The organism is Nonomuraea sp. NPDC050536, from assembly GCF_044457685.1.
Taxonomy (GTDB): domain Bacteria; phylum Actinomycetota; class Actinomycetes; order Streptosporangiales; family Streptosporangiaceae; genus Nonomuraea.
Genome location: NZ_JBITHD010000014.1, coordinates 27646 through 41400, shown reverse-complemented (window position 1 = coordinate 41400; position 13755 = coordinate 27646). Strand labels below are relative to the sequence as shown.

General features: G+C 70.4%; 14 protein-coding genes. 5 read left to right on the top strand and 9 right to left on the bottom strand.

Going from position 1 to position 13755, the window contains the following annotated elements; all coding sequences use genetic code 11:
* The first annotated feature begins 6 nt into the window (after positions 1-6).
* Entirely contained in the window at positions 7-180 is a 174-nt protein-coding gene (locus tag ACIBHX_RS33360) for a hypothetical protein (protein ID WP_397071356.1), read from the top strand.
* Between the two features lie 31 nt (positions 181-211).
* Here the strand turns inward: ACIBHX_RS33360 and ACIBHX_RS33355 are convergent, their stop codons facing one another.
* Entirely contained in the window at positions 212-793 is a 582-nt protein-coding gene (locus ACIBHX_RS33355) for a TetR/AcrR family transcriptional regulator (protein ID WP_397071355.1), read from the bottom strand.
* On the bottom strand, positions 790-1572 hold the full coding sequence (locus ACIBHX_RS33350; RefSeq protein ID WP_397071354.1) for an SDR family NAD(P)-dependent oxidoreductase: 783 nt from the start codon (positions 1570-1572) through the stop codon (positions 790-792). Before ACIBHX_RS33350 ends, ACIBHX_RS33355 begins: the two co-directional genes overlap by 4 nt.
* Positions 1573-1627: 55 nt before the next feature.
* Between ACIBHX_RS33350 and ACIBHX_RS33345 the strand changes: the two genes are divergently transcribed.
* Entirely contained in the window at positions 1628-2644 is a 1017-nt protein-coding gene (locus ACIBHX_RS33345) for a P1 family peptidase (protein WP_397071353.1), read from the top strand.
* A gap of 3 nt (positions 2645-2647) precedes the next feature.
* Here the strand turns inward: ACIBHX_RS33345 and ACIBHX_RS33340 are convergent, their stop codons facing one another.
* Together ACIBHX_RS33340 and ACIBHX_RS33335 are read right to left on the bottom strand one after the other, a co-directional pair.
* A complete protein-coding gene (locus ACIBHX_RS33340) occupies positions 2648-3097 on the bottom strand; it encodes an RrF2 family transcriptional regulator (RefSeq protein ID WP_397071352.1) in 450 nt (149 codons plus the stop codon).
* Positions 3098-3439: 342 nt separating this feature from the next.
* Positions 3440-5239 carry an endonuclease/exonuclease/phosphatase family protein gene (locus ACIBHX_RS33335; protein WP_397071351.1) on the bottom strand — a complete coding sequence of 600 codons (1800 nt, stop codon included), beginning with the start codon at positions 5237-5239 and terminating at the stop codon, positions 3440-3442.
* Positions 5240-5320: 81 nt separating this feature from the next.
* Between ACIBHX_RS33335 and ACIBHX_RS33330 the strand changes: the two genes are divergently transcribed.
* Entirely contained in the window at positions 5321-6493 is a 1173-nt protein-coding gene (locus ACIBHX_RS33330) for an ROK family protein (RefSeq protein WP_397071350.1), read from the top strand.
* Here ACIBHX_RS33330 and ACIBHX_RS33325 read toward each other — a convergent pair.
* The 4 genes from ACIBHX_RS33325 to ACIBHX_RS33310 all read right to left on the bottom strand — a co-directional run bounded on the left by ACIBHX_RS33325 (position 6490) and on the right by ACIBHX_RS33310 (position 11163).
* Positions 6490-7929 carry a glycoside hydrolase family 3 protein gene (locus ACIBHX_RS33325; protein WP_397071349.1) on the bottom strand — a complete coding sequence of 480 codons (1440 nt, stop codon included), beginning with the start codon at positions 7927-7929 and terminating at the stop codon, positions 6490-6492. The genes ACIBHX_RS33330 and ACIBHX_RS33325 overlap by 4 nt on opposite strands.
* An 80-nt stretch (positions 7930-8009) precedes the next feature.
* A complete protein-coding gene (locus tag ACIBHX_RS33320) occupies positions 8010-8843 on the bottom strand; it encodes a carbohydrate ABC transporter permease (RefSeq protein ID WP_397071348.1) in 834 nt (277 codons plus the stop codon).
* A complete protein-coding gene (locus tag ACIBHX_RS33315; RefSeq protein WP_397071346.1) occupies positions 8840-9712 on the bottom strand; it encodes a carbohydrate ABC transporter permease in 873 nt (290 codons plus the stop codon). Before ACIBHX_RS33315 ends, ACIBHX_RS33320 begins: the two co-directional genes overlap by 4 nt.
* A gap of 107 nt (positions 9713-9819) precedes the next feature.
* Positions 9820-11163, bottom strand: a complete 1344-nt coding sequence (locus tag ACIBHX_RS33310) for a sugar ABC transporter substrate-binding protein (RefSeq protein WP_397071345.1) — start codon at positions 11161-11163, stop codon at positions 9820-9822.
* 155 nt (positions 11164-11318) lie between these two features.
* Here ACIBHX_RS33310 and ACIBHX_RS33305 point away from each other — a divergent pair, with 155 nt between their 5' ends.
* A complete protein-coding gene (locus tag ACIBHX_RS33305) occupies positions 11319-12467 on the top strand; it encodes an ROK family protein (protein ID WP_397071344.1) in 1149 nt (382 codons plus the stop codon).
* 127 nt (positions 12468-12594) lie between these two features.
* Positions 12595-13239, top strand: a complete 645-nt coding sequence (locus ACIBHX_RS33300) for a M15 family metallopeptidase (RefSeq protein ID WP_397071343.1) — start codon at positions 12595-12597, stop codon at positions 13237-13239.
* A gap of 74 nt (positions 13240-13313) precedes the next feature.
* Here ACIBHX_RS33300 and ACIBHX_RS33295 read toward each other — a convergent pair whose 3' ends face one another.
* Positions 13314-13697: a hypothetical protein gene (locus ACIBHX_RS33295; RefSeq protein WP_397071342.1), complete on the bottom strand. Its 384-nt coding sequence runs from the start codon at positions 13695-13697 to the stop codon at positions 13314-13316.
* Positions 13698-13755: the final 58 nt, after the last annotated feature.

Sequence of the window (13755 nt, the reverse complement as noted above, 5' to 3'; positions counted from 1 at the left end):
CAACGGATGCTGGTCTTCACAAAGAAGAGCGTCAAGTCCCGCTACCACTGGGCCAGGAAGGGCACGGTGTTCTACGGCTACTGCTGGGGCAACAATCCGACCTGGAACTGGACGCCCGTCCGCCACAGCTTCAACGGTCGCGACTACTACGTCTGGCACACCCAGCTCAGGGCACTATAGCCACGGTCCGCGTGCGGTGGCCCGGCTGGGGTCACCGCACGCTCAGTGACCGCCAGATCCTGTCGGGCAGGACGCGGGCCGCCTCGGCCAGGTCGATCTCGGCGGCACCCGCCAGCCAGCGCCTGGTCACTTCCGCGACCGGGCCGATCAGCAGCATCTCGACCTGCGCCATCGGCAGGTCCGCGACCGTCCCCGCCGCCACGTGCGGGCGCAGCCAGGCCACCAGCCGCGCCAGCCGCGGCGCCTTGTCCGCCGCGATCTGCTCGGCGTAGGGTCCCAGGTCGATCGCGTACGGCGCGGCGTGCACGAACCTGGCCTCGTCCGGGTGGTCGGCGGTGAAGCCGAGGTAGGCCAGCACGGCCTGCCGTACACCGTCATGGGCGCTCGAGGCGGACTCCACGGCCGACAGCAGCGCGTCGAGCAGGTCGGCCATGCAGCGGCTGTACAGCGCCGCGGCCAGGCCCTCCAGGCTGCCGAAGTGGTGGTAGAGGCTGCCCACGCTGACGCCGCTGCGCGTGGTAACGGCGCGCAGCGTGAAGTCGGCCGGGTACACCTCCAGGGCGGTGCCGAACAGCCGGCCGATCGTCTCCTCGCTGCGCTTGTGCCTGGTCACCCGGCCGACGTTAGCGCCTCCGCCTCCTCCCAGATGCGCTGGGCCAGCTCGCGGTCCGTGGCGGGCGGCTGGAGGGGGATCTCCTCGGTCAGGTTGAAGTACCGGCCCGTGCCCGGGTCGGCGGCCAGCCGTACGACGGGTTCCGCGCCCTGCTCTGGGGTGGCCCAGCCGCGCTTGGCCAGCTTGAGCAGCCAGCCGACGGGGCCGCGCCGGTCGCCGAGCCCGGTGCGGATCACACCCGGGTGCACGGCGTCGACGGTGATGCCGCGCTCGCGCCAGCGCTCGGCGAACAGCGGGACGGTCAGCAGGTTGCACAGCTTGGTGTCGGCGTAGGTTCTGATCTGGTGGAAGCCGGCCCCCACGGAGGTCCTGCCGGGCTCGGCCCTGCCCTTGACGTAGAGCCCCGCGGTGACCTGGACCACCCGGGACAGGTGGTCCTCGAGCAGGTGGTTGAGCAGGAACGGGGCCAGGTGGTTGACGGCGAAGGACTCCTCCAGGCCGTCCTCGGTCAGCGTGCGGCGGCTCGGCCACAGCCCGGCGTTGTGGATGAGCACGTCGATGCGGCCGGTCCTGTCGCGCAGTTCCCCGGCCAGGCGCCGGACGGAGGCGATCGTGGACAGGTCGGCCGTGACGGGCTCCACGTCGCCCTGGAGGGACTCGGCCGCCTGGTGCGGGCTGCGCGCGGCCAGGAGGACCCGGTGGCCGGCGGCGGCCAGTTGCTCGCAGATCGCGTAGCCGATGCCGCGATTGCCCCCTGTTACGACCACTGTCGACGTCATGGTGGAGAATCTTTCTAGAGAAATTCTCTAATTTCAACTGTGCAGAATGGACGGCATGCGAGGACGACGCCTGCGGGACTTCGGGCATTCGATCGGCCGCCTGGAGCCCGGGCCGCTCAACGCCATCACCGACGTGGCGGGGGTTCTGGTGGGGCAGAGCACGATCGTGGACGAGCGGCGGAGCATCTACTCGGGCGTCACGGCGATCGTGCCGCAGGCCCTGGCGGGGGTGCGTGCCCTGCCCGCCGGTTTCCACGTCGGCAACGGCTACGGCAAGTTCGTGGGCACCACGCAGCTCGTGGAGCTCGGCGAGCTGGAGACGCCCATCCTGCTGACCTCGACGCTGTCGACGTTCCGCGCGGCCGACGCCCTGCTGAGCTGGATCCTCGACCGCAGGAGCGGGCCCGTCGTCACGGTCAACCCGGTGGTCGGCGAGGTGAACGACCTGTGGCTGACGACGGGCGACGCGCGCCCTGTCACCGCCGAGCACGTCCACGCCGCCCTCGACGGCGCCTCGTCGCAGGCGCCTGAGCTGGGCAACGCCGGCGGGGGCACCGGCGCGTGCGCGCTGGGGTTCAAGGCGGGCATCGGTACGGCTTCGCGGCGGACGAGGCTGCGCGACCGGGAGGCCACGGTCGGCGTGCTGGTGCAGGCGAACATGGGCGGAGACCTGCGCCTGCTCGGTCGCACGATCACGCCGGAGAGCCTCGGGTTCCTGCGGGCGGGCCCAGAAACCGACCGGGGTTCCTGCGTCGTCGTGATCGCGCTCGACGTGGCCTGCCCCGCGCTGCAGCTGTCGCGGATCGCGGCCAGGGGGGTCTTCGGGCTCGGCAGGGTCGGAGCCTCCTACAGCCACGGCAGCGGCGACTACGGGCTGGCGTTCTCCTCCGCGCATTCCGACGCGCCGAGGACGCTTGACCAGGTGGAGCTCGACAGGGTCTTCACCGCGGTCCTGGACGCGGTGGAGGAGGCGGTGATCGACGCGCTGCTGGCGGCGCGGACGGTTCGCACGGCGCAAGGGCGCGAGGCGGTCGCCCTCCCGCCCGAGGTGCTCGAGACCCTCGGAAGCTGAGCGTCAGTCCCAGGCGGCGGGGTCGGCGGCGAGCTGGCGGACGCGCTCGGGCAGGGTGCCGGCGGCCACCTGGTCCAGCGTGACCTCCTCGAGGATGGCGCGCTCGGTGGCGCGCAGGGCGATCCACACCTGTTGCAGGGACTCGGCCGGCCCCCGGTATCCGACGTGCTCGGGACGTTCGCCCCGGACGTTGGCCAGCGGGCCGTCGACCGCGCGGATCACGTCGGCGAGCGAGATCTCGCCCGCGGGCCTGGCCAGCACGTAGCCGCCCTCGGGGCCACGCTGGCCTCGCACGAGACCGGCGCGGCGCATCTGGAGCAGGATGTTCTCCAGGTACTTGGGCGGCATGTCCTGCTCCTTGGCGAGCTCGCCCACGGTTGTCGGGCCGGCACCGGCTGCGGCGAGTTCGGCGGCGGCACGGAGGGCGTAGTCGACACGAGCGGATAGGCGCATGTTGTCGATTATCCCTCCTGGTGAATGTGGAAAGGGCATCGGCTGCCTGGTCGAAATGGGCTGTGTCTTCGCGACCTGTGTCTGTGCAACGAATGCCGGGGAGATTGTCGCGCGCAGGCGAAACGCCGGCGGAGGACATGTGGGAGCGGCGGCGACCAGCAAGAGTTGGGCTACCAGGTAGGGAATCTTTCGCTTCGGTAGAAAGAATCTCCACCCCGCGACTACGATCTGCAATTGCACGCTCGCTCAGCGCTATGGATTTGGGCTATGTCGGCGCACGATCGGGGGCATAGCGCTGGGCGAGCACTTTCGCGGACGAGTCCGTTGCCGGGGGGTAGGGGTTCAGCGCTGGGCAGGCGTCAGGCGCAGGGTCGCGATGACGGGCAGATGGTCCGAGTACGTGAGCCGCGGTGCCTGGGCGGCGACGGCCTCGAGGCCCTTGCTGATCAGCACGTGATCGATCCGCTCGACCGGGGCGTCCGCCGGAGACGTGTTGGGGTTTCCCAGCGCGAGGAGCGGGTCGGACAGACCGGCGCCGAGCAGGACCCGCATCTGCGGATCGGTGGGGCGGGTGTTCAGGTCACCGGCCAGCACGACCGGCCGCTCGGCCGCCAGTTCCTTGACCAGCTCGGCCACCTCGGGGGCCTGGCCGACGGGGGCCTGCAGGTGGGTGTTGACGATGCCGACCTCCTTGCCGCCCACCTCGACGACGGCCTGCTGCGCCTGAGCGCCGGTCGGGTAGTCGTGCTTGCCCAGTTCCGTGGAAGACCATGTCTTGACCGGCAGGTTGGTCAGCAGCGCGTCACCCCACACGGCGTCGGCGGCCGGTGCGAAGTAGTACCGCATGCCGAGGCCCCGGGCGATCCTGGCCAGGTCGTCATGTCCGCCGTTGAGCAGCCAGCCCCTGTCCACCTCGCTGAGCAGGACCACGTCCGGGTGCTGCGCGGCGGCCCAGGCGGCGATCCGATCGAGCGACAACCGGCCGTCGAGGCCGAACCCCATGCGGATGTTGTAGGTGATGAGCGTGAACGTGTCGCCCTGCTTGGGCCGCACGGGGATCTCGGACCGCCACGTCACGGCGATCACCAGCGGGACGAGCAGCAGGGCGGCGAGGGCGGGCTTCCACAGAAACCTGCCCTTCACGACCAGGAAGCGCTTGGGCATCAGCCCGGGCACCACTCCGACGCCCACCATCAGGAGTACCGCGGCCACGGGGAACGCCACGTTCGGGAAGCCGAGATCCAGGTCGTAGGAGGCGTAGTAGCCGAACACCCCGACCACGAACACCAGCCCGCCACCGAGCACGGCCAGTCCCGGGCGCCGGGCGGCCCCACGCGTCTGGATGAGGTCGCTCATCCAGGTGATCGCCACGGCGGCCATGGGGCCGCCCGACGAGAGGGCCAGGGGAATGAGAAAGATCAGAAGGACGCCGAAGACCAGCGAGAAAGGGGGCATCTCGGGCGGTTGCATGGCGCGCACGGTGGCCGCGACCAGCGCGAGGACCAGCAGGCCGGGGAGGGCCACAGCCGCCAGGTCCGTTGTAGGACCCGCGTGGGCCGTCGACCACGACGTCGCCGCCATGCCCACCAGGAGGAGCGCGGGACCGAAGAGGAACCACGTACGAGACGGGGCGGGATCGCCGGGTTCCGTCAGGGCCTGCCGTACCAGGAAGAGGAAACCCGCGCAGAGGGCCACGACCGCGAGCCAGGGCAGGACACCGGGGCGCCAGACCAGGTCCACGCCGTCCAGGAACAGGTGGACCAGGATCGAGAACGACAGTCCGCCCATCAGGCCCACCGGCACCGCGGCGGCCGGGATGACGCGTGCGCAGCCGGTCAGGAACAGCAGGCCTGCGCTGACACCGACGGAGGAGGCGTAGAGCTGCAGTTGGCTCGCCTGCAGGACGAGCAGGCACGCGACAAGGGCCACGGCGCCGCCGACTAGGGCCCAGCGAGGGCGCAGCCGCAGTCCCAGGAACGGCAGGACGAACCAGGCGGCGGCGTACAGGCCCATGAGCTCCGGCGGCGTCTCCCCGGCACGCCCGAACAGTGTGATCAGCGACGGCAGGAACACGCGTAAGACGTCGAAGAACAGAGCCACTCCGAGCGCGAGGCACAGCGCCGGCCACCGGGGGATGGTCATGAGGCATCCTCACGTCCCCAGAGCTCAGGGCGCAAGCGCTAAACTGCCAACAACCTTGACGATATAACGGTGGGATACAGCGTGGAGCGACGGCCTGGTGTGCCCAGACTGCTCAGGGAGATCAACGATCGGGCCGCCCTGGAGCTGTTGCTGGCAACCGGTCCGATGACGCGGGGGCAGATCGGCGATCTGACCGGACTGTCCAAGGTGACCGCTTCGCAGACGCTGGCCAGGCTGGAGGAGCGCGGCCTGGTCGAGGTCGTCGGCGCGCAGGCGGGCGGGCGCGGCCCGAACGCGGCGCTGTACTCGGTGATCGCCTCGAGCGCCTACGTGGCCGGGCTCGAGGTGGGTCCCGACCTGATCTCCACGGCGGTCGCCGACATCCACGGGCGTACGGTCGCCGAGGTGACCGTGGATCCCGACGGCCACGACGACCCGGTGCCCGTCGTCCACGACGCGATCGTGAAGGCGTGCCGCAGCGCCAAGGTGAGCCTGGGCAAGCTGCGCGGCGTGGTCATCGGCACCCCAGGCGTGGTCGACCCGCGCAGCGGCGACGTGCGCTTCTCCTTCGACCTGCCCGGCTGGCACGAGGGCATCCACGAGGCGCTGGCAGGCGACCTCAAGCGCGAGGTCACGATCGAGAACGACGTGAACCTGGCCGCGATCGCCGAGCGCGCCGACGGCGCGGCCAAGGGGCTGGACGACTTCGTGCTGCTGTGGGCCGGCCGCGGCCTGGGCCTGGCCGTGGTGCTCGGCGGCAAGCTGCACAGGGGCCGTTCGGGCAGCGCGGGCGAGATCGGCTACCTGCCCGTGCCGGGCGTGCCGCTGCCTGAGGACATCCGCACCGAGCCGGGGCGGCTGCCGTCGCTGGCGGGCGGCCTGCAGTCGCTGGTCAGCGCCGAGGCGGTGGCGGAGCTCGCGCGGGGGTACGGCTTCGCCGCCGAGAGCGCCGGCGAGTGCGTCAGGGTCGCGATCGAGGCCGGCGAGGCGGGCGAGCCGCTGCTCGACGACATCGCCCACCGGCTGGCCCTGGGCGTGGCCGCGGTCTGCGTGATCCTCGACCCCGGCCTGGTGGTGCTGGCCGGAGAGGTGGGCCACGCGGGCGGCGCCGCGCTCAATGAGCGGGTCGAGGAGGCCGTGGCGCGCATCTGCCCGGTCCGCCCGCAGGTCGACACCAGCACCGTCACCGGCAACCCGGTGCTGCGCGGCGCCGTGCTCGCCGCCCTGGGGCAGGCCCGCGAGGAGCTGATCTAGGCGGTCAGCAGTTCCACCGCGGCCTGCGTGTTGGCCCGCGCCGCCCCGTAGGTGGCGATGTAGGCGGCGCTGGAGGGCCGCCACACGGGCAGCCCCATCTCGATGACGACCGCGTCCGGCCTGGCCTCGACCAGCGCGGACACCAGTCGCCTGCTCTCCTCGTAGCGGTGCGCGTCCTTGACCACCACGACCAGCGACCGGCCCAGGGCCGTGGCCAGCAGCCCGGAGACGTCGGCGTCGGCCGGCTTCACCCGGACGATCTCCGCCTCGGGCAGCCACGGCGCCACGCCCCACGGCACGTCGCCGACGGCGATCGTCGGCGGCGTGTCGACCTCCACCACCAGCGGGTCCACCAGTGGCTTGGCCGCCCCCGTCAGCCGTACGGCACGCCGCGCGGCATCCAGCCCGACGACCTCCGCGTCGGCGGCCACCTGGCCGCCGGAGCCGAACCAGGCGCGCAGCGAGGCCAGCCGCGCGGCCGCCTCCTCCAGCCGCGCGAGCGGCAGCCGTCCGTCCGACACCGCGGCCACGATCGCGGCGATGATCTGCCGCACGTCCTCGTGCGTCGGCAGCGGCCCCAGGCACAGCAGGTCGGATCCGGCGGCCAGCGACTGGACGGCGCCGCCGGCCAGCCCCACGCTCGCGGTGATCGCGTGCATGTCCAGCGCGTCGGTGATCACCACGCCGTCGTAGCCGAGCTCGCCCCTCAGCAGCCCGGTGAGCGCGGCCGCGGACAGCGTCGCGGGCACGTCCCCGGTCACCGCGGGTACCGCCACGTGCGCCGTCATGATCGACCTGGTGCCCGCCTCGACCGCGGCCGTGAACGGGACCAGCTCCCTGGCGCGCAGCACCTCCGGCGTCACGTCCACGACCGGCACCGCGAGGTGGGAGTCGACGCGGGTGGCGCCGTGGCCGGGGAAGTGTTTGACGCAGGCCGCCACGTTGACCGACTGCAGGCCCTGGACCGCGGCGACGGTGTGCCTGGCCACCAGTTCGGCGTCCGCGCCGAACGACCGGGTGCCGATCACCGGGTTGTCGGCCTCGGTGTTGACGTCCGCGTCGGGCGCCATGTCGAGGTTGATCCCGCAACCGGCGAGCTCGGCGCCGATCGAGCGGTAGACACGGCGGGTCAGCTCCACGTCGTCGACCGCGCCGAGCGCCGCGTTGCCCGGATACGGGCTGCCCACGTGGTAGGCCAGCCGCGTGACGTCGCCGCCCTCCTCGTCGAGCGAGATCACCGGCTCGCCGGCCGCGCGCAGCGACCCGGTCAGGCGCCCGACCTGGTCGGGGCGCTCCACGTTGAAGCCGAAGAGCGTCACGCCGCCCAGCCCCAGCTCCAGCTCGCGCAGCACCCAGTCGGGCGCCGTGGTGCCCTGGAAGGCGACGAGCAGCGTGCCGGCCGCGAGTCGGCGCAGCCCCCGATCACTCTGACTCATGGCTCCTCATCGTTGGATAGGCAGGACCTTGTACGGCAGGCGGCCAACGCGGCCGCGTGCCGTACGAGGATCAGTGGTTGTCAGCCCTTGACCGCGCCGGCGACGAGGCCGGAGACCATGCGGCGCTGGACGAGCAGGAAGAAGATCAGGACGGGGACCGTCATCAGGGTCGAGGCCGCCATGATGCCGCCCCAGTCCGTCGAGCGTTGCCCCACGAAGAACTGCAGCGCGCGGGGCATGGTGAACTTGGCCGAGTCCTCGATCAGCGTCAGCGCGAAGACGAACTCGTTCCACGCGGTGATGAAGGAGAAGATGCTGGTGGCCACCAGCCCGGGCGCGACCAGCGGGAAGAGCACCTTCCAGAACGTGGTGAAGCGGCTGGCGCCGTCGATCCAGGAGGCCTCCTCCAGCTCCTTGGGCACCGCGGCGACGAACGTGCGCAGCATCCACACCGAGAACGGCAGCGTGAAGCCGATGTTGATGATGATCAGGCCGAGCAGGTTGTCGTACAGACCCATCCGCCGCACGTTGAGGAACAGCGGGATCACCAGCGCCTCGCACGGCACCATCTGCACGATGAGCAGCAGGATCAGGAACGATGTGCGGAAGCGGAACCGGAAGCGCGCCACCGCGGTGGCGGCCAGCAGCGCGAACAGCGAGCCGACCACGATCGTCGACAGCGAGACGATGGCGCTGTTGAGCAGGTAGTTCCAGATCGAGTGCCCGTTGATGCCCTTGGTGAACAGCCGGTCGATGTGCTCGAGCGACGGCGGCGAGGGGAACGGGATGAAGTCGGTGGTGTAGATCTGGTCGTTCGGCTTGAACGCGACCGAGACCATCCAGTACACGGGGAAGACCGCGAACAGGAAGACCGCGATCCCCGCGGCGTTGAGGGCGATCCTTCGTGCCTTCACCTGACGTCCTCCGTCTTCACGATCTGGCGGACGTAGACGAACGTGATCAGCAGCAGGATCACGGTCAGCACGACCGCGATGGCGGCGCCGAAGCCCATGTCAGGCGGCGGGCTGAAGGCCTCGATGTAGCTCCACATCGAGAAGTTGTAGGCCTCGCGCGGCATGTTCGTGCCGCCCGCCTGAATGAACAGCTGGGTGAAGACCTTGACGTCCCAGATGATCGACAGGACGACCAGGACCGAGAAGACCGGCCGCAGCATCGGGAAGGTGATCTTCCTGAAGGTGTGGAACCCGGTGGACCCGTCCACCTTGGCCGCCTCGTACAGCTCGCTCGGGATGCTCTTGAGCCCCGCCAGGACCGACACCGCGATGAACGGGAACGACGCCCACACCACCGTGATGATCAGCACGACGTAGATGTCGAGAGGATCGTTGAACCAGGCCTTGCCGTCCAGCCTGAACAGCCAGTTGACCACGCCGGAGTCGGCGTCGAACAGCCACTTCCACACCACCGCCGCCGAGGCCGGCGGGACCGCCCAGGCGGCCATGCTGCCGACCATGACCAGCATCGACATCTTCCTGCCCAGCTTGTGCAGCAGGAGCCCGACCAGCGTCCCCACGACCAGGGTCAGGGCCACCGCGGCCAGCGCGAACACCAGCGTGTTGCGCAGCGACATCGCGAACAGGTCGGACTTGAAGACCTCGGTGTAGTTGTGGGTGCCGACGAAGTCCGCGGGCAGCGGATTCCTCGGCCGGATCTGCCGCAGCCCGACCTTGTGGAAGGACATGTCGACCATCTGGTACAGCGGGTAGAGCAGGAGCGCCGCGATGACCAGCAGGCCGGGCAGGAGCAGGGCGTAGGGGAGCACCCATGGGGGCATCCCGCTGGATCGCCGGCGCTCTGGAGACCGGCGTCGCCGCCCCGGGGCGGTGGTGTCGCCACCGCCCCGGGAGATGGTTGACGTGTGCGCCATTGTCACTGGCTCTTGTTGAGAATGGCTTCGAGCTCGGTGTTGGCTGCCTTCAGTGCGTCGTCGACGCTGGACTCACCCTTGATCACCTTGCGGGCCGCGTTCTGCAGCACCGCCTTGGTGTCGTTGGCCTCGGCCCAGTTGGGGCTCGCGGGGAAGCCCTTGGCCACCGCGAACGCCTCGGTGAACGGCTTCTGGACCGGGTCGGAGGCCAGCTCCTGCAGGGCGTCCGGGTACAGCGGCAGCAGCCCGCTGTCCTTGGCGTAGCGGGAGCCGAACTCCTTGCCGGCGGCCAGCTTGAGGTACTCGGCCGCGAGCTCGGGGTTCTTGGCGTCCTTCCAGATCGCGATGTCGTTGCCGCCCTGGAAGGCCGGGGCCGCGCCGCTGCCGTCCTTGGCGGGGATGGCGAAGAACGCCATCTTGTTCTCGTCGATCTTGCCCTTGCTCTGTTCCTTGATGGTCTGGATGTCCCAGCCGCCGGTGACGTACATGCCGACCTTGCCGGCGGCGAAGCGCTGGGCGATGTCGATGGAGTTCAGCGTCAGGCGGGACTTGCCGGAGACGCCGTCCTTGGCGACCAGGTCGGTGTAGAACTGGAAGCCCTCCTTGAAGCCGGGCTCGTTCAGCTTGCCGACCCACTTGCCGCCCTCGCTGACGGCGAAGTCGCCGCCGGCCGACCAGACGAACGGCGAGAGCGACATGTTGGCGTCGGAGCCGCCGTTCCAGGCGAAGCCGTCGACGTCCTTGCCCTCCTTGTCGACGATCTTCTTGGCCGCGGCGACCAGATCGTCCCAGTTCTTGGGCGGCTGGAGGCCGAGCTTGTCGAACCAGTCCTTGCGGTAGAGGACGGCGCGAGTGCCGCCGCCCCACGGCGCGGCGTAGATCTTGCCGTTGACGGTCTCGTAGCCCCACAGGTTCTGCGGGATCGACTGGAAGTCGGGGTTGGACTTCGTCAGGTCGGTGATGTCGGTCAGGGCGTCCTGCTGCGCCCAGGCCGCCACCTGGTCGTTGCCGAACTCGGTGACGTCGGGGCCCTCACCGGCCGCCAGCGCCGCGGTCCACTTCTTCTGGGCGTCGGGCCACGGCACCCACTCGACCTTGACGTCGGCGCCGGTGGTCTCCTTGAACTTGGTGTCCAGATCGCCCATGTACTTGTTCTGTACGTCGTTGGGCACGCCCAGGCGCCACACGGTGAGTGTCTTTCCTGCGTACTTGGGGCCACTGGCGGCGGTGCCGGCCGAGGGGGCGGCCGAGTTCTTCGCGGGCTCGTTGCTGCCACCGCAGGCGGCCAGGCCCAGTGCAAGGGCCGCCGTGGTGACGCTAGTGGCCGTGATCTTCGCGATCCTCACTAGGGTTCTCCCTTCCCGGCTAAAACGCGTCGGGGGTTGCGCTCATCCGGTGACGGCTTCCGTCCGCACCTGGCTGATTGACTGGTGCTAAACTAACAAGAAACTTTCTTAAAAGAAACCAGTCGTTAGCCGATCGTGACGAGGAGGGAGCGCCCATGAGCGGGAGCCCGGGAACGCCGCGGCTGCTTCGGAGGCTGAACGATCGCGCGGCACTCGAACTCCTCCTCACGCAGGGGCCGTTGACCCGCGCCGAGCTGGGGGAACTCACCGGGCTCTCCAAGGTAACCGCAGGTCAGCTGCTGGCCCGCCTGGAAGAGCGGGGGCTGGTCGAGGTCGCGGGGGAGCGCGCGGGCGGGCGGGGGCCGCACGCGGCCCTCTACACCGTGGTTCCGTCATCCGCCTACGTGGCGGGGCTGGAGGTCCTGCCCGACAGTCTGACCGTCGGTGTGGCGGACATCACAGGTAAAATCGTCGTCGAGGTGACGGTCAACCCGGCCGACGGCAAGGACCCGGTCAAGGCCGTGCACTCGGCCGTGCAGCGGGCCTGCGACTCCGCCCGGATCGGCATCTCCCAGTTGCGCTCCTTCGTCATCGGCACCCGCGGCGTGGTCGACCCGGGCACCGGGGACGTGCGCTTCTCCTACGACCTGCCCAGCTGGCACGTGGGCGTGCTGGCCAGCCTGCGCGCCACGCTCGGCGCCTCCGTCACGATCGAGAACGACGTCAACCTCGTCGCGCTGGCGGAACACCGGTACGGCGCGGCCGCCGGCCACGACGACTTCGCCGTCATCTGGGCCGGGGTCGGCCAGGGCCTCGGCGTGATGCTCGGCGGCAAGCTGCACCGCGGCATCACCGGCGGCGCGGGCGAGATCGGCTGGCTGCCCGTGCCCGGCGAGCCGCTGCCCACCGACGTCCAGCACCCGCAGTCGGGCTCCTTCCAGCGCCTGGTCGGCCAGGAAGCGCTCGGCGGGCTCGCACTCCAGTACGGCGTGCCGGGCATGACCGTGCCCGACCAGGTGCGCAACGGCGGCGACGGCTACCTGGACGAGGTCGCGGGCCGGCTGGCCGTGGGCGCCGCCGCCGTGGCGGTGGTGCTGGATCCCGGCCTCATCGTGCTGAGCGGTGACGTGGGCCGCGCGGGCGGCGCCAGGCTCGCGGCCAAGGTCGAGGAGGCCGTGGCGCGGCTGTGCCCGAGCCAGCCGCGCGTGGTGACCACCGGCGTCGCGGGCAACCCGGTGCTGCGCGGCGCGCTGGTGGCGGCCCTGGAGGAGGCGCGCGAGCAGGTGTTCTCCGACACCGTGTGACTGACGGGCGTCTTTGCAGATCGAAGACCCGGTGGTCATCCCAGGTGAGGGGGCGGGGGGCCACAACCCCTTCCGTCCGAGGGCCGGTGAGCAGATGCATCCCGACGCTGTGTGAGAATTTCTGGTCATGTGCGACATCGTGCTCATCTCCGATCCCCGGGTGGCGGCCATCCCCGTGCAGGAGAGCGGTGAGGCGCTGGCCGACGTCCGCGGGCGGCTGCGGATCGACTCGCGGCTGGCCGATGCCGACGGGTCCTACGCCCACCTGCGGGCCGGGCTGCTGGTGCGCCTGGAGAAGGCCGAGAGCCTGCTGCCCTCCGGGTACCACCTGCTGATCGTCGAAGGATTCCGCCCGATCCCCACCCAGCACCGATATTTCACGGAATATCGGGATGAGCTGGTCGCCGCAAACCCCGAAATGTCGCCTGAAGAGGCGTATGTCCTGGCAAGCCGGTACGTGTCGCCGGTGGACGTGGCCCCGCACACCGCGGGAGCCGCCGTGGACCTGACGCTGTGCGATCCCGACGGCGTCGAGTACGACATGGGCACCCAGGTCAACGACAACCCCGAGCAGAGCGACGGCGCCTGCTACACGGGCGCGGCGAACATCTCGCCCGAGGCGCGCCGCCACCGGGACCTGCTGGCCGCCGCGCTCGAACCGTCCGGCCTGGTCAACTACCCCACCGAGTGGTGGCACTGGTCCTACGGCGACCGCTACTGGGCCCTGATGACCGGCACGCAGGCCGCCGTCTACGGCCCGGCGACATTCTGACCCGGAGGCGATGAGTCTGGCGCAGTCGCGGGGTCCCTGGGCGGAGCGCGAGATGCGCGCCGTACATGACTTCCTCAGGGCTGACGCGGGCACGGATGGCGGACGTGCCGGTTGGGGCAGCAGATCACGCCGACGGTGGCGAAGCGGCCGCCCGGCAGCCACTCGCCCCACTGCACGTCCACCCCGTGCGGGAGCGCCTGGGTAGCGGCCTCCAGGCGCACCTCGAGCCCGACGGGATCATCGCGGAAGTGGATCCCGTGCTGGGCGGTCAGCCACTCCAGCGCCTGGTCCACCTCGGTGAAGGAGGCTGCGATCCGGGAACGCGGCTTGGCCAGCCAGTCACCTGTGCGCATGGGAGGCAGCAGAGAGCCGGCGAAGTCGGGGGAGTCCGTGCGCCGCTCCGCCTCGTATCCGCGCTCCTCGCCGCTCCCCGTCCACAGGTAGGCGTGCCAGTGCATATCTCCATTTGACCTCGGGTGAGCTCCCGGAGAAATGGGCACAAAGCGTACTGAGGCT